Origin of the sequence: Paenibacillus sp. GYB006 (assembly GCF_036577645.1) — a bacterium.
Lineage (GTDB): Bacteria > Bacillota > Bacilli > Paenibacillales > Paenibacillaceae > Paenibacillus.
In genome coordinates this window covers 580,992-605,471 of record NZ_JARBDA010000002.1, presented here as the reverse complement: position 1 = coordinate 605,471, position 24,480 = coordinate 580,992, and the positions used below count along the sequence as shown (strand labels likewise).

Here is a 24,480-nt window from a genome sequence, read left to right as displayed (position 1 = left end):
TAATTATAACCTCCCCAAAAGTAATCCGTAATCCATGCCCGTTTCCCGTTACGAAATAACGCCAAATTTTCTTAATGCATAGGAAATGCCGTCTTCGCTTGCCTTTTTCGTAACAAAGTCCGCTCTTTGCTTGAGTCGTTCATTACCATTTCCCATCGCTATGCCAAGACCTGCATACTCCAGCATGTCGATATCATTTCCTCCGTTTAGACATGAAATGAAATAACAGAATCCAGCAGTCTTTTTGCATAGTCATTCTGAACCACAGAGAGGCTTTTAGTTGCAATCTGCTCTACAATTTGGCCATTCTCCATAAACAGGACTCGATCACATAAATGGGATACGGCCTGCAGGTCATGGGCGATGAAGAGAATCGTCATATTATCGTTTTCTTTCAGCCTGAACAGCAGTTCCATAATTTGTGATTGTGTTGACACATCAAGTGAGCTAATCGCTTCATCCAGCACTAGAAATCTTGGATTTCTACTAATCGCTCTCGCGATGCACACTCTTTGTAATTGGCCGCCGCTTAGTTCATGGGGATACTTATTTGCCACCGATAAAGGGAGTCCGACTTTTTGTAACAAGGATTCCACTTGTTCCTGGATTTCCCCAGCTGTTCCAAAGGCTCGAAGCAGCTCACTAATGACGTCACTCACTTTATAGTAAGGATTAGCGGATGAGGTATAGTCCTGAAAAACAACGCTCATTTGCCCCTTATTTTCTTTGATCCATGTCGTTATCTCTTTGTCTTCCATACGTATGGAGCCAGCGTCGGCTTTTTCAAGACCTAAGATGAGCCTGCCTAATGTACTTTTTCCGCTTCCGCTCTCTCCAACCAAGCCTACACATTCGCCTGCATGTATCTGAAAAGAAACATCCTGTAATACGTTCAGCTTCTCTTTTCGAAGTCCATTCCCTGATCGTTTATAGTTCTTATACACATTTTTCACTTCAAGCATGACACAGAATCATCCTTTCTCATCGCATCTGAAAAGGACTTCGTTAATTGTTCTCGGGTACGAATTAAAAACTTCGTGTACTCCTGCTCCGGGTTTGAGAATACATCTTCTATTTTCCCGTACTCTACTTGTTTTCCATCTTTCATGACAAGTACCGTTTGCGCTAGTCTTTGTACAACACCAAGGTCATGAGATATAAAAATAACAGCCGTATCGAGTTCACTTCTCAGTCGTTCAAACTCTTTTACTACCTCATTTTGCGTAATCGAATCAAGGGCTGTTGTAGGTTCATCCGCAATAATAATATCAGGTTTCACTGCCATCGCAATAGCAATCATACACCGCTGCAGCATACCGCCTGATAACTGATGCGGGTATTTCTTCAGCACCTGTTCAGGTTCTTTAATTTGCATCTTATCAAGCTCTATAATAGAGAGAACTCTCGCTTCTTTTTTCGATATTTCAAGGTTCTCACACAAGGTTTCAATCATTTGACTTCCCATGGTATATAACGGATCAAAGGCAGACATCGCGTCTTGCAAGATCATGCAGATCCTCTTGCCTCTTATCTTTCTCATCTCTTTCTTACCTAGCTGCAATAGATCATCGCCATCAAAATAAACATGCCCTGTAACCTTCAGTGAGGGCTGAGTTAGTCCCAGTATAGCCTTTGTGGTAATGGACTTACCGCTTCCGCTTTCACCGACAATACCAAGACAATGATTGCGATCTAACGTAAAATTCACATTTTCTACGAGGACTGTCTTTTTCCGTTCATCTGTAATGAATAAGCCCTTTACTTTTAACACACTCAAGTTCATCTCACCCCTTCTTCGTTCCCCGTTTCGTATCAAAGGCGTCTTGCAGGCTGTCCCCTACGAAATGAAAAGCTGCTACTACAAGCAGAATCGCTATTCCAGGAGCAAGCATTTGATAAGGATGTACAATCATCACATTTTTTGCTTCATTAAGCATCATCCCCCACTCAGGTGTCGGAGCTTGTACTCCTAATCCTAAGAATGACAGGGCTGAAATGACCAAGATGACAGACCCCGTATCCAGTGTAGCTAACACTGCAATTTCTCCAGCTGCTCCCGGTAAAATATGCGTTTTTACAATATGCCTCGTACTGCAACCTGACACTTTAGCAAACCGGATATAATTCTTGTCAGTATATTTTAAAACAATCGTACGGATCATCCGAGTGTACCAAGCCCATTTTGCGATAATACTTGCGAGAATCACATTGAATAAGCCGGGACCCATCATTCCCACAATCGCTAGAATCATCACTTCACTTGGAAAAGATAAAAACACATCACATATTCTCATAATGAGTTCATCTACTTTGCCACGTGAAATCCCGGCGATGACTCCTAGAATTGTACTTATGATAATCGTTGCTGCCATTGCTAATAAGGAAGTAAATACCGTGGTACGGATCCCATAGAGTAACCTTGACAAAATGCAGCGCCCAAGCTGATCTGTACCTAGTGGATAGCTCATACTTATCCCTGCAAATTTCTCTTTTACATTGGTTTCAATCGGATTATGCGGTGCAAGCATAGGTGCGAACACCCCAGCTAAAATAACAACAAATAGAAATCCTATACATACCATCGCTAGACGATCATTTTTTAATCTATTTATTACCCCCACAGTTAAGCCTCTTTTCTAAGTCTTGGATCTAATAACATCGTAATGATATCAACGAGTAGATTACAGCCTACAAATAATACTGCCATAAGAAGTACATAAGCTTGAATGATTGGATAATCATGATTAAATATCGCTGTAATACATAATCGGCCTACTCCTGGCCATGCAAAGATGTTCTCCACGATAACCGTACCTGCGATAAGTTTAGGGATGGACATGCCTAGTGCAGCAATCGAGGATTGCAGAGAGTTTTTAAATATATGTTCGAAAATCTTTCGTTCCTTTAAGCCGCGAGCTTTTGCATACAGCACGTAATTCTCTAGCTTGTTCTTCACCATGTTATTTCGAAGCAGTCTTACGTAGGTTGATATATAGGCAAAAGAAAGAGTAACAGCCGGAAGAATAACGGAGCTCGGCGACTCCATTCCACTCGTTGGCAGTAAATTTAGTTTTACTGCAAATAACCACATGAGGAGTAAGCCAATCCAAAAACTTGGTATTGCCTCCGATACAAAAACCATTCCTCTAATAAAACGGTCAATCATCGTGCCCTCATAAACTGTACATATGACTGCGGCCACGATGCTAATCGTCAAAATAATCGCTAGTGACACCATTGCTAAATGTAGAGTCGCTGGAATTGCTCGGCTCATTTCGCTAATGACCGGTTTGTTCGTAATATAACTGTTACCAAAATCTCCTTGCAAACTGTCTACTACCCATGCTGCATATCTTTCAATAAATGACTTGTCGAGGCCAAGTTCTGTGCGCATTTCCGCAACTGCTGCTTCTGTCGGTGTTATTTCATTCACACGAAGTGCGACTTCAGCCGGGTCACTTGGACTTAAATTAATCAGAATAAAAGATAAAAAGGATATACCTAATAAGATGGGTATCATGCTTAGCAATCTTTTTATCATGTAATTTCCCATTTTGTGATTCTCCCTAAAATGAATGAAAAAGACAGATTCTTGAGATCTGCCTTTTTCACCTTAAATTATGATTGTTCGAAATACATTTTTTCAAATGGTATCTCGTATTGGGAAACATTAAATGTTACACCTTTTAACTCCGGAACATAAACCGCTTTTGTACGCGAATACGTCAGAGGAATATATACTCCCTCATCATGTATATAGGAGAGAATGTCTTTATACATCTCCTGACGCTTCTCTTCACTTGCCTCAATCATCACGGCTGTAATGGTATTATCTAACCATTCTTTTTGATCCAGTCCAATCTGTGCTTGATAATCACCATGTGCCGGAATTCTCCATGAGGATAGATAAGACTGAGGGTCATACGGGGTACCCCATGATAAGGAGTACATGAGATCAAACTCACCTGATTTTTGTCGATCTAAAAATGCTTGTTTCTCTTCACCGATGATTTTCAATTCAGCCCCAACGTTTTTGAAATCGCTTTGGATGAATTCGCTGATTGTTTTTTCTTGCGCATTGTTAGAGTTGTAGTAAATAGAAAGCTCTAATTTTTTTCCATCCTTATATCGATAGCCGTCATTTCCAAGTACCCAGCCCGCCTCATCTAAAAGTTTGTTTGCCTCATCTGGGTCGAATGATCTTACCTCTAAATTCAGATCACTATAGGGTACCGTTGACGAGAGTAACGTATCTGCCACAGATTCCGAACCATTCAGAATCTCATCAGCGATGGACTTTTTATCAATTGCATATTGAAAAGCTTGACGGACTTTAACATCACCTGTAATCGGCTTGTTTGAGTTGAGTAGAATAGCTCTAGAAGCAACCGGTTTACTTATATCTGTTGTATATTGACCTTGTTCTTCTAATGCTTTGAACGAGTCAATATCAATCATATCGCCGTCAGCACCAAAAATGAGATCCACTTCTCCTTTTTGAAGAGCAAGCAAGATCGTTTGCGGATCCGGCATAACCTTCCACTTCACCGTAGAGACTTTTGGTTTTTCACCCCAATAATTTTCATTCGCCGTAAATACCGCATATTGCCCCTCTTTATGTTCCGTTAACACCCAAGGACCTGTCCCTGCATAGCTGCTAACTCCATCTTTTGTCTCCCCATCAATAAAAGATTTGGGCGAGATAAATCGGAATGGACGAGTAAGGCCGAGTTCAGTTAAAGCGGGATAGTAGGGATGCTTTAATACAAGTTTATATGTATATTCATCGACTACCACGTTTTCTTTGATCTCATTTACCATATCAAGCCAAGCATGGCGTTCACTATTTTTTAATATTGCATCCATATTTAACTTTACAGCTTCCGCATTAAAGGGCTCTCCATCGGTAAAAGTAACATCTTGTCTTAGATGAAAGGTATACTCTAACCCGTCTTCTGAAATTTCCCAACTTTCAGCGAGAGCAGGTTTTACACCCTCGTCCGTATTGATAACAAGTGATTCAAACACCATATTTTGGGCTGACATTTCCCCGCTATATAAATGAGGGTTGATATCTCTTATATCTTTTGTGCTGGCATAGACAATTTCATCGCGTGAACGATCTTCCGTGCTAGCCACATTTCCCCCTTGACATCCTGTAACGAATACCATGAGTAAACCGAGTAATAAGGTCATACTGATCTGTAATTTCTTCACTTCGTGTGCTCCCTTTTTGTTATAAAAGTATGGTCCTATCCATGATGCTGTTCTACTTGTACATCCATATGAAGTGTATTCCAGATTGGATCATCTTCAGCAAGTCTTTCTTCAAAACCTTTTGACTTCCAAAATGGGATCGCACCCGGTAGAAACGGATGGGTATGCAAATATAGCGTTTCATAGCCAACCTGCTTACAAAATTGCAAGGCTTCATCAAATAAAATCGACCCCAGACCGAATCTCCTGTAGTTCCGATCAACGTAGCATTTCACGATTTCTGCGGTTTTACTATGATGATAGAATCGATCCAGTTGAACAAATCTCCCATCATATGGAGTAATCGCGATGGTTCCAATCACCGTTCCGTCCTCAAAAAAAGCAGCAAAAATCGCTGCATCTTCCTGCTCCATATAATATTCATTAAAATTAAGTAGGTCTGGCGGAAGCTCATCCTGAGTTAACATCGGGAAGATTTCTTTACGTACCCTCATCATAAATTCGACGATTTGGTCACGTTCATCAGCTTGCACTTTTCTTATACTATACGGCTGCTGTATTTTCATTTTCTCTCAAACTTCCCCTTATCCTAAACATTTCTATGGATTAATATTATTAGTCAGAAAGCGAAAATTCAAGTTTTATGAGCGGTTTCTACAACACATGCACAAGAAAAGAACAAACCTTACAATATATGGTTTGTTAGCGATGTTTACAATGACATATCGTGCCCATACCTCGCAAGGTAGGCCTCTTTTTCTTTGTAATCCTTCATTATACTTCCGACTCGTCTCCAAAAAGAACGATCATGATTCATATGTAGCAGATGGCAGAGTTCATGAATTACGACATAATCGATGACCTCGATCGGCGCCATAGCAAGACGGTAATTAAAAGTAAGCTGTTTCGCTGAGTTGCAGCTCCCCCACTTCGTCCTGGATTCCTCAATAACAAAGGATTTGGGTGTAACTTTAAGCTGCTTTTGATAAATTTTGATACGTTCGCTAATCACTTTCTTACAGCTTGTGAAGTAAAATTTCTTTAAATCAGCTCTTAACTCTTCTTCTGTTCGTCCCTGCGTCTCAATGAGTTCGTGCAAGAAATAATACTTTCCAAGATGAAGGAATTTCCCTTCTTCTTCGTATTCTCTTATCTTTGACGGAGTACGAGCAGCTTCAATCGCGCGGAGTTGTTTTACAATCTTATCTCCTTGCTGACGTACGGCGTTCATGATTACCTCATCTTCTGTATGCTTTGGTGCTTTCACGATGATCAGGCCCGAAGGATAGATCTGAATCGAGAGTTTTTTGCGTGGTCCGTATTCCACATGAAATTCAATTTGCCGGTTGTCTAGTTCAATTTTCATCATCAACATCGTTTCTATATATTTTTTCTCTATATTACTATAAACGCATGGCTTCCGAAATATTTCTTCTAAATTCATTAGGTGCTATGGCATATTCTTTTTTAAAAGCACGATAGAAAGATCGCAAACTATTAAATCCAGAATCAAACGCAATAGCGGTGACCGGTTTCGTAGTGGACGTCAGCAGCATGTAAGCATAAGCGGCCCGCTGGGCGTTAATATAATCTCGGAAAGAGATTTGGAACTGTTCGGAGAATGTCCGGGAAGCATGGAATTTACTGATCCCGAGCTCTTTTGAAAGGGTATCAAGCGTGATCGGCTCTAAGTAATGGAGGTCTATATAGGTAAGTATTTTTTGAATGATATTCATGTCTTTCGTATAATCTGCTTTTTGCAGAGACAATAACGGCATCGCATGTCCTAGAATCACGGTTAGGTATGCCTTAATCAAGCGTCTGTCTACTTGTTCATCATATAATTTGCACAGCATGGTGAGGGCGTTCATCATGACCTCTTTTTTTGGGATGATCGGACTGTCTGGTATATAGTTTAGTAAATCTCCTGTATAGTCCCCTGGGAAGGTAGCATCAAAAAAGATCAGCAAAATCTGATTGTTTTTCATCGTTTTATAGCTATGAGGCTGGTTAGGAAAAACGATCGACATCTCTCCTTCAGACAAAACATAATCTTGCTGATTAATCGTAATATTAATCTCCCCTGATAACACCATGGTGATTTCGACATTCTTATGCAAATGAAGAGGATACGTATTATTCGTAGAAATAAATAGATGAAAATCGTGATCGCGATGCTGGTATTTGATTTTCATACCTTACTCCTCCCCTATTCGCATTGGAATTCCCTTACGAACTCAACTGCACTACTAAGAACATAATATAGATATCCTCCTTAGTACAAGATCAAACTACAATATTTGGCACAAAAAAGTAGATTTATGGCATGTAAATACATAGGAGAAGATTTAAAGTAATAGCGTAAGCAACATATTAATGAGGGGAGGGAGTATAACAGGATTGCAGTTACGTCCTAAGGGATGCATTCATGTTATACAACAATCAGATGAAATGGAAGTTAAGAGGAAGAGGTTCAAGAAAGATGATGACCGTCTTTTTGAGTTTTTCGGTAGCGCTTTCATTCACAGGATTGCAGCCTTTTGGTCTTGAATCTGTACAGGCAGCGGAAGGAAGTCAGTTCAAAGGAGCTTTGATTCCCGCTTTTCCAGGTGCAGAAGGCGGCGGTGCCTACACCAGCGGCGGTCGAGGCGGCGATGTTTACATTGTTACAAACCTTAAGGATTATGCTGAAAAAGATCAACCCATTGAAGGATCGCTTCGATATGGGATTCAATCTACTCCTAAAGAAGGACGTACGATTGTTTTCAACGTTTCCGGTACCATTGAACTGAAAGGCACCCTTCGTCTGAAAAACATTAAAAATCTGACCATTGCGGGTCAAACGGCACCTGGCAATGGAATTACCATTGCGGGCTGGGATACGAACATCAGCGATTCGGAAAACATTATCATCAGGTATCTCTCCTTCCGCCCAGGTGCAACCAATGTCTATAATGGCAGTGATTCAATGGATGCCCTATGGGGAAGAGACAACAACTATTTCATTATTGATCACTCCTCCTTCAGTTGGAACACAGATGAGACCCTGTCTACTTACAGAGGTGAAAATGGAACAATTCAGTGGTCGATCATATCAGAGAGTCTGACGCTATCGGGGCACTCTAAAGGTCGTCATGGCTACGGCGGTATTGCGGGTGGAGATAAAACAACCTTCCATCATAATCTGTACGCAAATCATACTTCGCGGAATCCAAGACTCGGCGGTGGATATGCTGGAGCGGCAAACGCAGATCATGTCGCTGTCGTTCAATTCTCTAACAACGTCATCTATAACTGGGGATTTAATACTACATATGGCGGCGGCTTTACCTATACTAATTTTATGAACAACGTAGAGATCGCAGGCCCAGGCACCAGGGATAATGTAGCAGACCGAGTCCTAGATGCTGGCGAATCTAAAAAGATTGGCGGGTTCTACATCTCAGGCAATCGGATTAATAATAAAACAACGGGTTTACTCGATCCTTCCTCGAAACATATCCAAAACTCAGGTGACGTCGAAGGTGACACAAAGACGACCTATGCAACTACACCCTATCTGTCCGCAGATAGCACGGGAGTAAATCATGGAATTACGAATCAAGCTTTTGATGATTATGTACAAAATGGTGTGAAAATAGCGAATGGTAAATTACTTGACACGATCTTGCAGCAAGCAGGAGCCACCTATCCTCGTCGTGATGCAATCGATGCAAGAATTGTAGCTGAGGTAGAAAAAGGTTTAGGTAGATACATCAACACAGAACATGAGGTTGGAGGTTATATCTCTCCTTTTGGCGTGATTGAGGAACAGCATCCTGCGAATTATGACACGAATCAAAATGGTATTGAGGATAATTGGGAAAAGAAAAACAAGATCTGGGATACCACAGATGCATATAAGACGGTGACAGACCAAGGTTATACCTGGCTTGAACTCTACATCAATAGTCTAGTCGATATGAATCATGTGGCGGAGAATCCCGAAGCTAAAATGACAAAACCAGATAATAATACACAATTGAAAGTAGGAGAAGCCGTCTCCGTGAAAATCAAAGCGGACTCCAAATTCGGACATAAAATTAGTAAGGTTGCTGTATACAATGGTTCGGAGTATCTTGGCGATGCGGTGAAAAAAGGGAATAACTACGAATACACGATTAAAGATCTTGCAGATGCTTCTTATTATATCTCGGCAAGAGTTACGGATTCGAAAGGAAATACAACTCAAACTACCGCTGCTAATATTCATGTAAACGCACCATCTCGCTCTCTTGCTAGTGAAGGTTATAAATCTGACGATGTTGGATCTCCTGATCTTAAGGGCACTGCAAGTATGACAGATGGAGTATTTACCGTGAAAGGTAATGGGAAACTCGGGATGAGTGAAGGCAGCACAAAACAATCACGTGAGAATGATGCAGATAAGGACGATTTCCATTTCGTTTATAAGGAATTATCAGGTGATATGGAGATTACCGCGAAGCTGGAGGAGATTGGTTCTGTGGATAATCATGCCTTTACAGGTCTGATGATTCGAGATGACTTGAAAAAGGATAGCGCTACCGCTGCTTTAGGACTCTCTTCGGTGAAATTATCGAAAGATTACAGCTGGTCTACCTACCTAGCAGGAAGAAACAGCAAGGGCGCGGACTTTGATCGATTAACGGAAACGTTGGATAGCCCATCTGCAGCACAAGAAGCAGGTATTCAACTCCTTCCTGACATTGCATTTAAACTGGGCGGGGTGGAACAAGGATACTGGCTCAAACTCGGACGCAAAGGTGATACCTTCTATGCTTATGGTTCAGCAGACGGTAGCAACTGGACAAAAATCGGCGAGAAAACGATCGCGATGCGAGATTCCATATTTGTTGGCATGGCTGTAGACAGCAATGATGTAGCGAATGATATTGAGCAGTTGAACTATGCGAAGTTCTCCAATGTGAGCGTTAAGGATAGCTTTAATCCAATAGGTGAGTAAGCTGCAGCCACATGTGGTGAGTAGAAAATATCTTGAATAGTAAGATTACTTTATGGGGGATGGTAAAAATCCCCCATATTTTTGTGTATGGGGATCAAAATGTGCCTGGTTACCTGAACGAAATTATTCATCTAGCAGGCTATGATTCTTTTAAAAATAAGGTTTACCCTTCAACCACATCAGCTCGAAGATCTGATGAAATTTCTAGCATTTTAGGAATGACTGCTTCGTTTGCAACGGCTACGTAGATGTCTCCCATGTAAAGTCGGAATGGAATTTCAAGATCCTCATGCTTCCACATGAAAAAATCACCTTTGATCGACATCGTGCTCTCCGTGCCTTTCACGGTAAATACCTCCGTGTAGGTGAAATCGGGTTTCGTTGCAAAGTAATCTTTGCACTCTTCCAAAGTAATCGCTTGTTCTGTTATATTTTCTTGCATCGATCGTGTTATACGAAAACGCTGATTCATTGATATGCCTCCTATATTGTCATCACTTTCATTACACTCTACATTTTTTACATCGAATCCTATTTTCTCATTCCCCGAATCTTCTGTCAAAGAAAGTCCTGCTCATTCTTGTTTAATTACAAAAAGAAAAGCCCTATCCTAATGGATAGAAGCTTCGAATTGATTAATTTAATATTCCAGGACGTGGTACAACTCCAAATTCCTCTGCAAGTACGATTAATTCTTTGTTTGTTATTCTTTGCTTGATTTCGTGGTGTGCTATTAACATATAGATCTGAGCTGCTTTTTCGATCGTTTCGATAAGACCTAACGCATCGTCAATAGAATTGCCTGTACCAAAGATACCATGATGCGGCCATAACACGGCACGGTGTTCCGCCATTTTGAGTGCGGTCTCGCGTCCAATCTCACTAGAACCGGGTACCATCCAAGGAATAATTCCAATACCGTCAGGGAAAACAACGATACATTCCGTGCACATTTCCCATAAGGTTCTCGTAAACTTATCCTCATTTAATTCGTGAATAAAAGTCATCGCTATCACATTTGTCGCATGGTTATGTATGACTACACGATGATTAGGATCAATTTTTATCCTTTCAATATGACTCATGAAGTGGGCAGCCAGCTCGCTTGTTGGCTTCGCATCATCTGGTAATCCCCAAAGAAGTTCAAGGGTCTCTCCATCCTTAGATATACGAATCACACCTAGATTAGCTTCTGGATCATCAATAATGTTTTTGAAATATTTCCCGGAACCCGTTACGATAAAGTATTTTCCCGCTAGTTCGTTAACTGGAAATGCAGGCTTAAATGTACGGATCACTCGTTCAATATCCATATAGGCAGCCACTTCTGATTCATCAAGAAGATAGCTGACATTGCCTCCATTTCGTTCGTCCCAGCCAAATCTCCACATATGCTGTGTTGCTTCAGCCATCACTCTCACAAATGGTATATCGAGTGCTGGAACATTCCCCTTTTTAAATCCATGAGTCGTACTCATCTTCGTCACCACAATCCTTTCTAGTATAAGTAAACATTACAATAGATCTTGTGAGACATTTAGAACAATTCTTTTGGTTTGACTCTTAGATTACTGAAATCATCATTTTACTATCCATCATATCTGTTATTTTCTTTGAAGTCCACATAAACAAAGATACACCATCTTAGATCGATAAGGTGTATCTTTGTTTACAATAGGTTCGCTAAAATGAAAGATATTATTTTATAGTTAACGTTAGCCGCCATATTGCCTCTATTTAGTTAATAGCTGCTAGCTAGAAATCTCCAGTGGCACGAATAAAAATGGTGCACCGTTTAAATAAGCTTTTAATATGGCTTCCGCATAAGGTTGTTCTTCAATTAACCCATCCCACTCGGCAGAATCGTCTGCATGAAAACTATAGGCTTCAATGAGTGCCATAATGAAGAAAGCTTCCAACTTCGGTAGGTATTCACCATGAAGTTGTCTAATTCTCTCATACCCTTTCATAAAAAGAAGGCGCTGCGGAGGGAATAGTCCAAGAATGGACTGAGCTATATCGTACAAGTGATAACCGAACCCGCACCTGCCAAAATCAATTGGATAAGGTTCACCTTCAAAGAACACGATGTTTCCATTATGTAAGTCAGCATGAATCATCCCATAGTCATGTTCGTGACTTGTAAGTGTTTTAAGTAGTTCTGTCACTTTCTGAGCAGCCAGTGAATACAACTCTATTGCTTCATCTGATATAAAATGCCTGTGATTGAGTTCTAGATGAGCCCAATCTCTCTCAAAAGTATGAATGCCCCAAGAAGGACGTGAAAAGTTAGTGGATGGGCTAAAATCAGCGCTTGCTTCGTGAAGATGTGCCATCAATTCCCCCATCTTTTGTATCGTCTCTTCTGTATGCTCCCCCTTCTCTACACGCTCACCTTCGACCCAAGTTAATAAAGTGGCATAGTACTGCTTTCCGTCATCTGTGTATGCAGTAGTAACTAAAGAGCCCCCCCTATTCCGCACGGCAACAGGCAGAGTTATGCCCTTACTTTTCATCGCTGTAGTCCATTCTAGTTCAGAGCTAATCTCTTTCGGATTTTTGCCTGCCGAATGAATACGGAGTAAAAACGATTCCCCCTGGTCAGCAGCAATTCGAAAAGTGACATGCTCCGATATTTGGATGAAGTGAATAGAATTCCAGTTAATCTCGTATTTTTGTAGTGCATAGAGAGCAGCTTGCTTGGTTTGTTTTAGCGTATCTTTCCGATTGATCTCGGTATCCATCTGAAATCCCTTAGCCATCATAGTGCTCCTTTTCCTGAAGATATCTTTAGGTAATTATAATTGACCAGTAAATGGTTAGAGAGATAATAAATTTTTTAAGCTGATTTTTACTAAGAATGAACGATTGTTCCTTAATCGAAAAAAAAGCCGCCAACTGGCGACCTCTTCTACTTGATGGACTTTTAAAATAACCGTCTATTCGCCAATCTCAACATTAGTAACTAGTGATTGGATTTAATCCGAAAGATCGCTTCTTTTGCCTCTTCCCGATCATCAAAGTGTATCGTATGATCTTTTAAAATTTGGTAAGTTTCATGCCCTTTTCCTGCAATCAATATAATATCTCCTGGCCTCACTAAGCTGATTGCTCGCTCAATTGCTTGTTTGCGATCGGTGATGAGTTCGTACTGACCTGTGAAGTCATCACAGTCCAGCACCCCTTGTTCAATATCAAGAAGAATCTGATCAGGATCTTCCGAACGAGGATTATCGGATGTCACGATAACGATGTCGCTGTATTCCGCTGCCAGCTTACCCATGATGGGGCGTTTCTTCTTATCCCGATCTCCACCGCAACCAAACACAGTTATGATCTGCTGCTCAGCAAATTCACGTAATGTAGTAAGGGCATTTTCTAGCCCATCCGGTGTATGAGCATAGTCAACCAGTACAAGAAAATCTTGACCGGCATGAATAATTTCCATTCGCCCAGCAACACTTTGCAGTGATAATAACCCGCGTTTTATGTTTTCTAGTGATATCCCTTCAACTATTGCCGAGCTGATGGCTGCAAGTGCATTATAAACATTAAATTTACCAACCAGATTAAGTTCCATGATTTCCGTGCCTATAGATGTACTGACGGTGAATTTTGTGCCTTTTGAAGTAAGCTGAATGTCTTCTGCCATCACATCGGCTTTGCTCTCTATTCCGTACGTAACAACTTGTGCCGGTGTCACTCCTTTGAAATCATGACTCGATTCATCATCTGCATTCAGAATTGCATATTTCTTCTTTAGAGGGTCAGCTGAAAAAGAGTTCCCCATTCGTGAGAATAACAATCCTTTGGCAGCAATGTATTCTTCCATCGTTCCGTGATAATCCAAGTGATCCTGCGATACATTGGTAAGTACAGCGGTTCTAAAATCACACCCCAAAACACGTCCCATATGTAAACCTTGTGATGAAACTTCCATGACACAAAAATCGACGGACTGATCTCTCATTTTTCGAAGATTGTATTGTAAACGATTTGGATCCTGCGTGTTTATATCTGTTTCAAACCATTCAGATCCTATTTTTGTTCCGATATTCCCCATGAGTCCTGTTCGGTACCCTGCTTCCGTGAGAATCGATTCAAGCATATAACTCGTTGTCGTTTTCCCATTGGTTCCTGTAATTCCAATCAATTTTAGCTCAGCACTTGGATAACCATAAAAATGGTTGGATAAGACCGCCAGAGCGTACCTTGCATCGGATACTTTTACCGTTGGAACACTTACTTTCACATCCCGTTCGACAATGACTGCAGCAGCCCCCGCTTCCACGGCTTTATCAATAAAAAGATGTCGATCCTCCTGAAGTCCATTCACGCCCGGTATGCAAACAAAAATGTCCCCTGGCTTCAAAGTTTGAGAATGGATGCTAACCCCTGATACTTCCACATTTGTATCCCCATTTGTGTGTTTCACATGAAGCTGATTGATGAGTTCTTGTAACTTCAAGGTTACTCCCCCTACAATTTAGCTTTTAACTTATTGTATAGATGAATGATGAGCATCAGAATCCAGTCGATCATACTATAAAAAACGGCAATAGAAATGGCAGATGTAAAACTGTGGATGTAGATCCCATGAGAATATCTGGATATAAGATATATGAATATGCTGTTTATGACAATCGTAATCACATGCTTTGAGTATTCTGAAATATGTAGACGCAAACCCATTTTTAATATGGTAATGACCATTGGTTTTAATACTTCTTCACATATAAAAAAACCAATTAACATGGCTAACGAAAAATTGAATAAACTTTGATGTGAACTCGCACTAAATATATTCGTGAACTCACTAAATGAGTAGAAAAAGAGGGTATAAAAAAAGGTGAACAATATGATAGGTACAAAAGGAAGAAGGGCTAGTAATGGCACAAGCCCGATTCTTAATCCCCAGTGATTCGGCTTTTCACCCTGTTTAAGGTCATGAAATTTAATCATCTCGTTGATGAGTAAACAAATCACCACATAAAATATCAGTAGAAAGACAGGAGTACTCACTAGGCAGGCTCTCCTCTCTAATTGAAACATATGGAGCAGTTTCTAAACTGAACTGATTATAGTAGAAAGAAGATTCCATCTCGATTAGGGCACAATCTATTCAATAATTTTACAAGCTTCCCGTACAATCTGATTGATGATTTCACCCGCAGACTGATCAGCAGTTAACATTCTAGTACCTTGACCCGCCCATAACGACATATACTCAGGGTTATTAAGACGAGCAGAAGTATTTCTAATATCTCTCGTGAGTGCATTTTGTATAGGATAAGGAAGTGGTTCAACATCACTAGCTTCAAATTGCTTTATGAATTCATTCTTTATCCCCCTGGCTGGTCTTCCGGAGAATGCTTTGGTAATAACTGTGCTTTCCTCTGTACTTTCAAGTAACGCATTCTTATAAACAGGATGCGCTCCTGACTCGGTAACAGTTAAGAATCGGGTTCCCATTTGAACCCCTTGTGCTCCTAAAGCTAATGCTGCGACAAGCCCTCTTCCATCCATAATCCCTCCTGCAGCAACAACTGGGATCTGAACTAGGTCCACAATCTGTGGTATAAGTGCCATTGTTCCAATATTTGCCCCAGAAGGATCATTAGAGAGATCAAACGTCCCACGATGTCCTCCTGCTTCACTGCCTTGCGCAACAATTACGTCACTGCCACTTTGTTCCGCTTGGATCGCTTCTTCCACCGTTGTTACTGTAGTCATGACCTTCATACCTGCTGATTTCACGTGTTGCATTTTGGCTTCAGGAAGAATTGAAAATGTAGTGCTAATGATAGGAACTCTTTCCTCCAATAAGACGGTAAAATGCTCTTCGAAATAATCGGGTGTATTCATATTTTTAGTAGAAGGAATAGGTACTCCAATACGCTCTCGTATTTTGTTAAGCTCAAACTGTACGCTTTCAACATCTTTAGATGGGTCTGGAACCCCATGTAAGAAAAGATTCACAGAAAAAGGAGCCTGTGTTTGTTGCTTTATTTTCTTAATCGCACTTCTCATTTCTTCAGGAGTCATGTATCCTGCACCAAGGGTTCCAAGCCCGCCAGCATTAGAAACTGCGGATACTAGGTTCGCCATATTCGGTATCCCTGCCATTCCAGCAAGCACGATAGGATAACGAATGTTAAGAATACTGCACAAATTATTATCAAGTTGAATAGCCATAGTCATCGTCCTCTCGCTCAGTCTATTGATGTGTCTTTCCTTGACCATATGAAGTCGAACAAACCAAAGAGTAATGCGACCAGTATAGAAATAAATTCATAACTATCTAAAAAGGTGGGAATTACCATAATGGTCGCCCCAGCAATGATGTATACGAATACGCGCACCCAAATACTCACGTTGTAATACTTTAGGATTAAAAAAGGTGTTGTAAATGCAACAACGAGAATAGGATACACCGCAAATAACGTAACGAATAAAACAAACGGAGCATATTCGTCCATTGATAACGTAAATGAAAGAGCATCCTCTTGCTTACTATCCATAAAGAATACAGTGAAGGTAGCAAAGAAAGCGAGAAATAATAAGCTCAAACATGAGGCCAAAATACGCTTTATTTCTTGTTTAGAAAACACAAATTTCACCTCTTCAGAGATGGACTACAGCTACCTCTGTTCCGTCTCTTCTTCATTTCATTGAATAGATTTCGTTCCACAAGCGATATGAAAAATCATCATGGCATAAGAATCTGGGTTATTTAGTAAATTATCATGAGCTTTTTCAATATTATGAAAATCGTTATCAGATAAGATGCCTAGTCTATAAAATTGCTCAAATCTATTCGGATGAAACTGCTCCTGAAAACCCTCTAATCCAACTAAATCACTATGTACAGAAACAGCCTCCATATCAATATTAGAAAACCCTGATTGTTTCAGTAATCTTGGTAGACTTCGCCCAATTTCTCGATTTCCGCCTGCTTTTCGTTGCATCGCTACTAATTTATCAAGAACGGAACGGAAGGATTCAATACTAGGTTCTACAACTCCAAAAATCCCATCATCTATATCGATAATCGCTACTTTCCCACCAGGTTTTAACACCCGGAAAATTTCTAATGCTGCTTTTAAGGGATCATACAAATGAAGGAAAATGAGACGAGCAATCACAAAGTCATAGTGATCATCAGGAAGCTTCGTATCGTATATGGAGGCTTGTACGTACTTCACTTTCGATGAATTATGATTCTCTTCCGCTTTTTGCAGTAAAGCAGAATCAAAATCCAACGCCGTTATTTCACTATTAGGGAAATTCTTGATAAGCTGTTCCGTCACATATCCAGGTCCGCATCCTGCTTCCAGCACGTTCATTCCATCTGACAAACCATACCACTGCAAATATCTACATTCTTTCTCCCATCCCATCAAAGCTTGAGCTTTAAGGCGGTTTAGCTCCGCTTCCATACCTAGACTTGTTTTACTAACATCATATGTTGAATCTGAAGTCTTCATATTTCAATCAACCCCCGTATCTTTATTTGAATGCGATATAACTTACATAATAAACATATATTACCACATTAAATAATGACTTCTTACTTTATTAAGTAGATTTTATTTCAGATAAAAAGAATATGAGGCTCATGAGCTTCTTTTTTTCCGTTTATCAATTTATATGGACACAAACCTCTCATCTTTTTGATTTATTATCAATAAGGCTCAAATATAAATTAGAGATTGCTACTAAACTCAATCTATTACCTCTGTCCTTATTTTTTCAGCAGTTAAATATAGGCTTTATATTTCTTTATGAACAAAACAACTCATCGTTGATTCTTAAAAACATTAGAAAAGTTGCTATCAAACGCATCCCGCAAATTTATTAAGTAACCAATTTATTTTATTTTCTATCAGTAGTAATTGTTGTTAAGCGTGACCACTTGAAGTGTGCTCAAAATCCAACTCCGTGCCAGAAGATATTTGGTTTGTAAAATAAAAGAGGAAATTAACAAAAATTTATGAAGGTGATGCTTACGTTTGCTGCCATGAATTTCAAGAAAATCGCGAGAATGTCGTGGAATAGACCAATCCCGGCGTAATTCAGATGAAATTACTCCTGATTTAATAAGGACAAAAGGCATTCAGAATGAATACATTCTGAATGCCTTTTATCTACAATCTGCATTATTATTCGATAATTTTCTTATGTTTATTTAGTAAATCTCTTTTAAGTAGTTCTTGTTTAATCCTCCCTTTTACATGGGGATTTTTAACTTTACCTTTTTCACTACTCATTATGTCAGAGAGTAGGTTTACTAATTGTTCTTGTTCTAGCCTTGGCATCGTAAAAAAGGTTTGGTAATAAAATAGTTTAGATTTAATTATCTCTTTTATTAGACTAGATCTTGTAGTCCTAAACAAAGTTTGATATTTAGCGATATATCCTTCTAATCTTAAATCACCATATAAACAAGTAAGGATCAATCTTTCAAAATCAGTTTCAACCTGATCTATTAATCTTGATATTACAACTTTTAACTTAGGGGAACCTAAGTCTTTTAGCACTATTGTTTGCATAGCTAAAGGAACTCCTATAGTTATCATATACATCAGATCATCATCGTTATCTATTTCTTTTCCTTCTTCAATGCCTTTAGCTACAAGTTCATATAAAACTTTATATAATAGTCCAATTAAAACACAATATTTTTCAACGGAAACTTTAAGTGCATTAAGTTTAAAGTCAATCTCCACCAACTCACAATTTCTAAGAACATTTGAATACAACATTAAATTGTAAATAAAATCTTCTTTAATTTTATTACTCCTAATTTTTGTATAACCTGAAGAGTCATTAGTAGTTATATGATCATCCAAAATAATATCCTTTTCATCTTCAGATAATTTCATGGATTCTATCTTTTCCGATACTTTTTCATCATCTTTAAAATTTGTCAGAAGTTCTCTGACTGGAAGGCTTGATAGTTTATCAATATCTACAATTTTATCTATTTCTTCAAATGATTCTAACATCCGTTTTTCAACTAATTTTAAAATATCATAACTTTTGGTTTTTTGATTTAAACCTGTATAATAAATAATCTCATTTGCGAAATCTAAGTAATTACTTTCATCAGTAATGTAATTAAATAAAGCCTTGTCTTCATTCATTTCTAGTGCAATAAAATATTCCAAAAAGCATGTAAATCTAAAATATATAAATTCATTCACTTTTAGTAAAATACCCTTATCAAAAAATGTTTGCTTCAGATCATAATCTACTTCTAAACCAATCTTATTAAAATAACTCACGTAGATTTCCTCAAATGCACATTTCTCAATGTAGTATTTATCACCTTTAATCATTTTTTTCGCTAAAAATGTCAAGAAATCAATTTTTATCTTGAACCCAATAGTTTCATACTTTGACTCATCCGGATTCAATTTTTCTAATAACGTTTCTATAAAGTTCTCTATTACAGAAGCTTCATTTACAGGAGTAAAGTTAGCTTCTCTTTCGAGGATCCAAAGCATTAATGAAACAAACATTGGGGTACGAGGAAGACCTATTTTTTTTATACTTGTCATTACATTTTCAAGAATAACATCGTCATCTATTTTTTTGAACGAAAACCAGTTTTTTACCAATTGTCTAATCTGTCCTCTTCTAAATGCATTTATATAATTAACCTTATATTCAAAACCTAAGTCCGGTAAATCTTTGACTTTCATAGTTTGGAGTATATCTTCTTTCATTGTTAAGATGAAACGATTTAGTTCAAAAGTTGTCGCAAAATCTTTCAGTTTTCTGAGATTTTTTTCATTGTTTAAGTTGAAGTTATCAATTAATAAGATACAATTCCCTTCAACCAGATTTTCATTAACATCAAAATCGTTTATATCATAATTTATTAGAAAATTAGAAATTGCTTTTTGAAACACATTTTTTCCTTTAGGTAATTCGTTAAAGTCAATAATGATTGGTATTTTCAAGATATCGTGTTTCTTCAGGTAATAGTTACAAATGTAATTTAATAATGTTGTTTTACCCATCTCTTTTTTTCCGATAAATAATACATTGTGCTTTTCATTTAAAACTACCTCTAGATCTATATCTCGATCATCCATGATTTGTTCATTAGCTTTACCGCTATTTTCTGGCCTGGAAGTTAAAATTGGAGCAACAAATATATCATTAATATCTTTAGGTGCCATTGAATCAGATGCAACTGATAGAAGTTTATTGTTTATATCAGGAAAAGCCTTATCTTTTAGAACCTTTTTAATCTGTATATTTTTTTCTAGAAATGAGCCACTCTTTTTTTTTTCAAGTGGAAATACCATCTTGCCCTCTTCAGCTACTCTTTCAGCTTTGCCGAAGACACGTCGTCCACCATCAAAATATTCTCTAAATAATACTTCGAGTTCATTAGATGTAAAATTCAATTTGAGTATAGAATAACCATTTATAGTTCTTCCCTGGAATATAGAAGCACACTTCAGGAAAATAGTATTATGGTTATCAAATGCAATTTCTCTATAATTTTGGGAATGAATGTGTCCTGTCAATACTAGATTAAATCCAGCAATTAATCGGTCGTAAACTGATTCCCTATCAAAATCTTTAAGCCATTCTATCGGGTGATGTATCATAGCTATTTTATAATCACAATGTTTTAATTCATCAATTGCATTGTCAACTTGTCTTTCACCTAGGAGAATTTTCCCAAAATCCTCATCACCACCATAAGCTCCCCAAGCTGAATTCAGACATGCTAACCCTATTTTAATTTCATGATGATCAAATACATATGTCGTAGATAAAGGGTTCCGATTATATAAATAACTATTTTCCTTATGTATGTCTCGAACAAAGTTGTGGTATTTATTTAATCGCACTAAAAGTTGTTGTTGTTCTTCTATTTTATCAATAAATGAATTCAAAATATCTCTATCCGAGAATTTCTCAGTCAAATTACCATCAACAAATTGATTGATCGCCCCCCTATCAACTTCATGATTACCTGGAACTACAAAAAATTCATTTACTGTTAACCCTGTTATCTCTAAAAGAGGTTTAATAAATTTTTCTACAGCTAATTCGTAGCTTTCTAAATCGTTCCCCTTGTTGACTAAATCTCCATTAAAAAAAATATAATTAAACTTCAGTCCCTGTTTTTTAATATCCTCTTTTAATGCTGCCAAGACAATATCTATATCTTTAGAGTTATTAATGTCATAGTGTAGATCAGACAAATGTAGAATGATTTTCTCCATATTCTCCTCCTAATTGTATTAAAAAGAAGCTTACTGACATAACATATTACAATACTAATCACTTATTAGGGGTAATGAGATGAAACCTAGTGAAATAATAAAAAATATAACTAAAATGCAAAGTAAAACTCAGATTAAAAAAGCACTAAAAGAACTGTCTGAAAAGGTCAATAAAAACAAAAAAATCTAAAACAAAATCTAAACTATGCTTCTACCTTCAATCGTAGAATACTTATTTTATCTTCAGATTCGTTTTATTTAGATTTTTATGTTTGTTTTTACAATAAATATTATATAGGTATTTTGAATTATTGTCTCTAATACTTTAGAATTAGAATAACTTATCAATTTGTCTGTTGTTGTTAGCAATAGTAATTTCTTGGACAATCATTCTAATTTTAATTTTCGAATCTTGAAACTCTGTAGCGATAACCGAATACCCAGATTGTGAAACAGATGTATCTCCTTTAAAAGCTCGAAACGTTCTTTCTTTTAGTGTGCATATAGTATTGTATACTACTGACATGCTGTACTTTAAAATAAGGTAAGAGTTAATTTCAATTACCTATGTACACTAAATAATTCATGAGCTTTTGAATTTAACTTGTTGACGCTATTGAAATTAACTTGTTACATTTTATCCTGAGCGTTGAAAGAGTTTTATTTAGATGCTAGACCAATTGACAATATGACCTTATCTCTTCCCCCCACATTTTACCTTGTCGATTCATTTGCGTTAAAATCCTTGTTACTTTAAATTGAATGAACAAGAAAAGAAGAATACAAAAAAAAAGAACTGTCCCTCCGTAGAAAATCTACATTAGGACAGCCCTCTAATCAGGATCTATTATTCAATTAATCAATTTTTAATTATAGTTTGTTGATAGCCACTGAACCGTGCTCAAGGATAACTTACCTGCTCCTGCACCATCCGTAGCCGTTAATCTTGCCTGAAGTCCCGCAGGATCTTCTGCTGTGTAACTGTACGGCAATACACTAAAACCGTTCCAAGAAAAAGGGATTACTGCTGCTGGAACTGGTGAGAGTGGACTACCAGCATCCTCACTTCCACCTCTATACTGAATTTCATCCAGCTCATAGATCGTATCTACGGCTGTAATTTTACCTGTATATTTACTTTGAGTCGCACTCACCTGATTGTTACGAAGCGGGTACTGAACACCACGAATAACGGATTTTTCTAGTAACACTGAACCATTTTCAGTTGAGATAGCACCATTGCTAGTGATTCCAAAATGATACCCTTTAGCAGAAATGGCCTTAGCCATATCCGATGTAATGCTATTCTTCATTGTCCAAGCTTCCGCATTATCCATGACAATGTTGTATGCATGCACGTTACCTCCTCGTAAGCGAGGCATACGGTCCTGAATATCTTTATAATAATTGTGATGCAAGGTGACTTCTAGATCTGGATTATCTGTAGCAAACTCGTTAGCTCCAATGAGATGCCCTTTCTTCTGACTTGCTGCGACCGCGATAATCTGTTCTTTGCTCATTCCGACAGAACTGCTTCTCAAATAAGCGTACATCGGATAAGCTGTTTTATTCGCTTCAAGCGCATTGATCTGCTGCGTAACCCAGCTGTTCGAACTCTGATCATCCCCTACAAATGAAGACCAAGAGATCGTTACACCATTACTTCCTTTTTTAATATCGATAAGTCCGTCATAGGCTTTATGGAATGTCGTATGATCGATCCAGATATTACTGCTATTTTCAACCGTAATGTAATCCCAATCGTTCTTATCGTAATCGCCTTTCGAGGCTTCGTCCCACTCCCACAACTCGTCAAATTCCAAATTGCGAATAATGATGTTGTTACTCCGTTTAAAAGTAAAGGCAGCATGTTTAATAGTTGCTCCGCTCGACGAAAAAATCGTCAGTCCATCAAAACTATCGATGTTTATTTTGCTTACCCCTGTCTCCTTCAATACTGGGTGTGTCAGTGCTGCATTATGTGCGCTAAAAGGTGCTGCCTTAGCTGCATCAGGAATCTCATTCCAGCCAAGATCCAAATCATTCATGATCTCTATGACCTTATATTTCGAACCTTTCTTCAAGGCTAGAGCGAGATCCGAAGCATTGTATACCTTAACATAGCGAGGATCCGTGTCTGCAATTTGACCTCCACCTGTAGTTCCCGTTGCAAAGCCACCCAGATTGTATTCACTAAGTGCATATGTATCATCTGGTGTCTCCGCTGGCGGATCTACTGGTGGAACTACTGGTGGATCAACTGGCGTTTCCGTTGGTGGGTCGATCGGTGTGCCAGGTGAAGGCTCTGGTAAGGAAGAGATTACATCTGAAATCTTCACATTGTCGTACATTGCAGCAGATTTCAAAGTTACGAGCCCCACACTTCCCTGCGTTAGATCCGTATCTGTAGCGGAAAGCTCCAATACATCATTTACATACATATTAATCGTTGCACCGTTCATTTCAAGTTTAATGTGATACCACTCATTTGTCTTAAGCTCATAGTCAGCTTTGGTGACTAATGTCGTTGACGAACCTTTGACTTTTTTACGAATCTCCAGTTTCCCGCCAGCATTGTTAAACAGCGAAGCTGCATAGTAATTGTTTGCATCTGTGTATCGTCCAGCTACATAAGTACGGGTAGAACCATTAAAATCAGTGATTTTCACATCTGCTGTAACGGAATAATCCCTCCAATCCAGATCACCCGCAGAAGTTCGACCTTCACTACTACTTGATTGATAATACACCGCACCCCCCTGATCACTAACGACGGACCAACTCCCACTTGTGGCAATCCAATTTGAATCACCTTCCTCAAAGGTATCCAGAAACGGTTCACTGGCTAGAACTGGCTGAATTACAAAGGTGGTAAGCACAAGAATGATGCTCAGCGCCAGAATTACCATTTTGTTAAACTTTTTTCGTATACGCATAAAATAACTCCTCTCATATTCCATTCTTTTATCGGTCATAAGAACGCTTACAGATATAGGCTGGAAGTATTATTAATTCAAATCAACATAT

General features: G+C 38.5%; 18 protein-coding genes and 1 pseudogene. 1 reads left to right on the top strand and 18 read right to left on the bottom strand.

The genetic code is table 11. The features are described from left to right. Positions 1-48: 48 nt before the first annotated feature. The 9 genes and pseudogenes from PV403_RS08180 to PV403_RS08140 form a co-directional block, all read right to left on the bottom strand. A pseudogene (locus PV403_RS08180) lies at positions 49-210 on the bottom strand (HAD hydrolase family protein); the annotation flags it as partial. After that, a complete protein-coding gene (locus tag PV403_RS08175) occupies positions 207-962 on the bottom strand; it encodes an ABC transporter ATP-binding protein (RefSeq protein WP_332084152.1) in 756 nt (251 codons plus the stop codon). The gene PV403_RS08175 and the pseudogene PV403_RS08180, both read right to left, overlap by 4 nt. Beyond that, positions 950-1,771 carry an ABC transporter ATP-binding protein gene (locus PV403_RS08170; protein WP_332084294.1) on the bottom strand — a complete coding sequence of 274 codons (822 nt, stop codon included), beginning with the start codon at positions 1,769-1,771 and terminating at the stop codon, positions 950-952. The genes PV403_RS08175 and PV403_RS08170 overlap by 13 nt, the downstream gene beginning before the upstream one ends. 13 nt (positions 1,772-1,784) lie before the next feature. Beyond that, complete coding sequence (gene opp1C / locus PV403_RS08165; RefSeq protein WP_332084151.1) at positions 1,785-2,621, bottom strand: nickel/cobalt ABC transporter permease; 837 nt, start codon at positions 2,619-2,621, stop codon at positions 1,785-1,787. A 2-nt stretch (positions 2,622-2,623) separates the two neighbouring features. After that, on the bottom strand, positions 2,624-3,553 hold the full coding sequence (gene opp1B / locus PV403_RS08160; RefSeq protein WP_332084150.1) for a nickel/cobalt ABC transporter permease: 930 nt from the start codon (positions 3,551-3,553) through the stop codon (positions 2,624-2,626). Positions 3,554-3,618: 65 nt separating this feature from the next. After that, on the bottom strand, positions 3,619-5,217 hold the full coding sequence (gene nikA, locus PV403_RS08155; protein ID WP_442951743.1) for a nickel ABC transporter substrate-binding protein: 1,599 nt from the start codon (positions 5,215-5,217) through the stop codon (positions 3,619-3,621). A 35-nt stretch (positions 5,218-5,252) separates the two neighbouring features. Then, positions 5,253-5,783, bottom strand: coding sequence for a GNAT family N-acetyltransferase (locus tag PV403_RS08150; protein WP_332084149.1), 531 nt, complete (start codon positions 5,781-5,783; stop codon positions 5,253-5,255). Between the two features lie 146 nt (positions 5,784-5,929). Beyond that, entirely contained in the window at positions 5,930-6,583 is a 654-nt protein-coding gene (locus PV403_RS08145; protein ID WP_332084292.1) for a M48 family metallopeptidase, read from the bottom strand. A gap of 37 nt (positions 6,584-6,620) precedes the next feature. Then, complete coding sequence (locus PV403_RS08140; protein WP_332084148.1) at positions 6,621-7,412, bottom strand: AraC family transcriptional regulator; 792 nt, start codon at positions 7,410-7,412, stop codon at positions 6,621-6,623. Positions 7,413-7,645: 233 nt separating this feature from the next. Between PV403_RS08140 and PV403_RS08135 the strand changes: the two genes are divergently transcribed. After that, the gene (locus PV403_RS08135; protein ID WP_332084147.1) at positions 7,646-10,201 is read left to right on the top strand and encodes a pectate lyase family protein; all 2,556 of its coding nucleotides are present in this window, start codon (positions 7,646-7,648) and stop codon (positions 10,199-10,201) included. A gap of 163 nt (positions 10,202-10,364) precedes the next feature. On the opposite strand, the gene PV403_RS08130 is transcribed toward PV403_RS08135, so the two are convergent. The 9 genes from PV403_RS08130 to PV403_RS08090 all read right to left on the bottom strand — a co-directional run bounded on the left by PV403_RS08130 (position 10,365) and on the right by PV403_RS08090 (position 24,389). Then, entirely contained in the window at positions 10,365-10,673 is a 309-nt protein-coding gene (locus PV403_RS08130; protein ID WP_332084146.1) for a hypothetical protein, read from the bottom strand. A gap of 163 nt (positions 10,674-10,836) precedes the next feature. Continuing rightward, on the bottom strand, positions 10,837-11,679 hold the full coding sequence (gene rhaD, locus PV403_RS08125; RefSeq protein ID WP_332084145.1) for a rhamnulose-1-phosphate aldolase: 843 nt from the start codon (positions 11,677-11,679) through the stop codon (positions 10,837-10,839). A gap of 273 nt (positions 11,680-11,952) precedes the next feature. Further along, complete coding sequence (locus PV403_RS08120; protein WP_332084144.1) at positions 11,953-12,963, bottom strand: phosphotransferase enzyme family protein; 1,011 nt, start codon at positions 12,961-12,963, stop codon at positions 11,953-11,955. A 203-nt stretch (positions 12,964-13,166) separates the two neighbouring features. Further along, complete coding sequence (locus PV403_RS08115; protein ID WP_332084143.1) at positions 13,167-14,669, bottom strand: UDP-N-acetylmuramoyl-L-alanyl-D-glutamate--2,6-diaminopimelate ligase; 1,503 nt, start codon at positions 14,667-14,669, stop codon at positions 13,167-13,169. A gap of 650 nt (positions 14,670-15,319) precedes the next feature. Further along, positions 15,320-16,396 carry an NAD(P)H-dependent flavin oxidoreductase gene (locus PV403_RS08110; protein ID WP_332084142.1) on the bottom strand — a complete coding sequence of 359 codons (1,077 nt, stop codon included), beginning with the start codon at positions 16,394-16,396 and terminating at the stop codon, positions 15,320-15,322. Positions 16,397-16,413: 17 nt separating this feature from the next. Then, positions 16,414-16,812 carry a hypothetical protein gene (locus PV403_RS08105; RefSeq protein ID WP_332084141.1) on the bottom strand — a complete coding sequence of 133 codons (399 nt, stop codon included), beginning with the start codon at positions 16,810-16,812 and terminating at the stop codon, positions 16,414-16,416. Between the two features lie 57 nt (positions 16,813-16,869). Next, positions 16,870-17,688 (bottom strand): class I SAM-dependent methyltransferase, encoded by an 819-nt coding sequence (locus tag PV403_RS08100; RefSeq protein ID WP_332084139.1) that lies wholly within the window; start codon positions 17,686-17,688, stop codon positions 16,870-16,872. 675 nt (positions 17,689-18,363) lie between these two features. Next, complete coding sequence (locus PV403_RS08095) at positions 18,364-21,453, bottom strand: metallophosphoesterase (RefSeq protein WP_332084138.1); 3,090 nt, start codon at positions 21,451-21,453, stop codon at positions 18,364-18,366. An 866-nt stretch (positions 21,454-22,319) separates the two neighbouring features. Further along, positions 22,320-24,389 (bottom strand): pectate lyase family protein, encoded by a 2,070-nt coding sequence (locus PV403_RS08090; protein ID WP_249717104.1) that lies wholly within the window; start codon positions 24,387-24,389, stop codon positions 22,320-22,322. Between the last annotated feature and the right edge of the window lie 91 nt (positions 24,390-24,480).

Excerpts from the sequence above, each read along its gene's own strand:
- PV403_RS08175 (WP_332084152.1), bottom strand. The coding sequence starts at position 962 with ATGCTTGAAGTGAAAAATGTGTATAAGAACTATAAACGATCAGGGAAT.
- PV403_RS08120 (WP_332084144.1), bottom strand. The coding sequence starts at position 12,963 with ATGGCTAAGGGATTTCAGATGGATACCGAGATCAATCGGAAAGATACG.
- PV403_RS08145 (WP_332084292.1), bottom strand. The coding sequence starts at position 6,583 with ATGAAAATTGAACTAGACAACCGGCAAATTGAATTTCATGTGGAATAC.
- rhaD (WP_332084145.1), bottom strand. The coding sequence starts at position 11,679 with ATGAGTACGACTCATGGATTTAAAAAGGGGAATGTTCCAGCACTCGAT.
- PV403_RS08090 (WP_249717104.1), bottom strand. The coding sequence starts at position 24,389 with ATGCGTATACGAAAAAAGTTTAACAAAATGGTAATTCTGGCGCTGAGC.
- PV403_RS08110 (WP_332084142.1), bottom strand. The coding sequence starts at position 16,396 with ATGGCTATTCAACTTGATAATAATTTGTGCAGTATTCTTAACATTCGT.
- opp1B (WP_332084150.1), bottom strand. The coding sequence starts at position 3,553 with ATGGGAAATTACATGATAAAAAGATTGCTAAGCATGATACCCATCTTA.
- PV403_RS08095 (WP_332084138.1), bottom strand. The coding sequence starts at position 21,453 with ATGGAGAAAATCATTCTACATTTGTCTGATCTACACTATGACATTAAT.
- PV403_RS08130 (WP_332084146.1), bottom strand. The coding sequence starts at position 10,673 with ATGAATCAGCGTTTTCGTATAACACGATCGATGCAAGAAAATATAACA.
- PV403_RS08140 (WP_332084148.1), bottom strand. The coding sequence starts at position 7,412 with ATGAAAATCAAATACCAGCATCGCGATCACGATTTTCATCTATTTATT.
- PV403_RS08100 (WP_332084139.1), bottom strand. The coding sequence starts at position 17,688 with ATGAAGACTTCAGATTCAACATATGATGTTAGTAAAACAAGTCTAGGT.
- PV403_RS08150 (WP_332084149.1), bottom strand. The coding sequence starts at position 5,783 with ATGAAAATACAGCAGCCGTATAGTATAAGAAAAGTGCAAGCTGATGAA.
- PV403_RS08135 (WP_332084147.1), top strand. The coding sequence starts at position 7,646 with ATGTTATACAACAATCAGATGAAATGGAAGTTAAGAGGAAGAGGTTCA.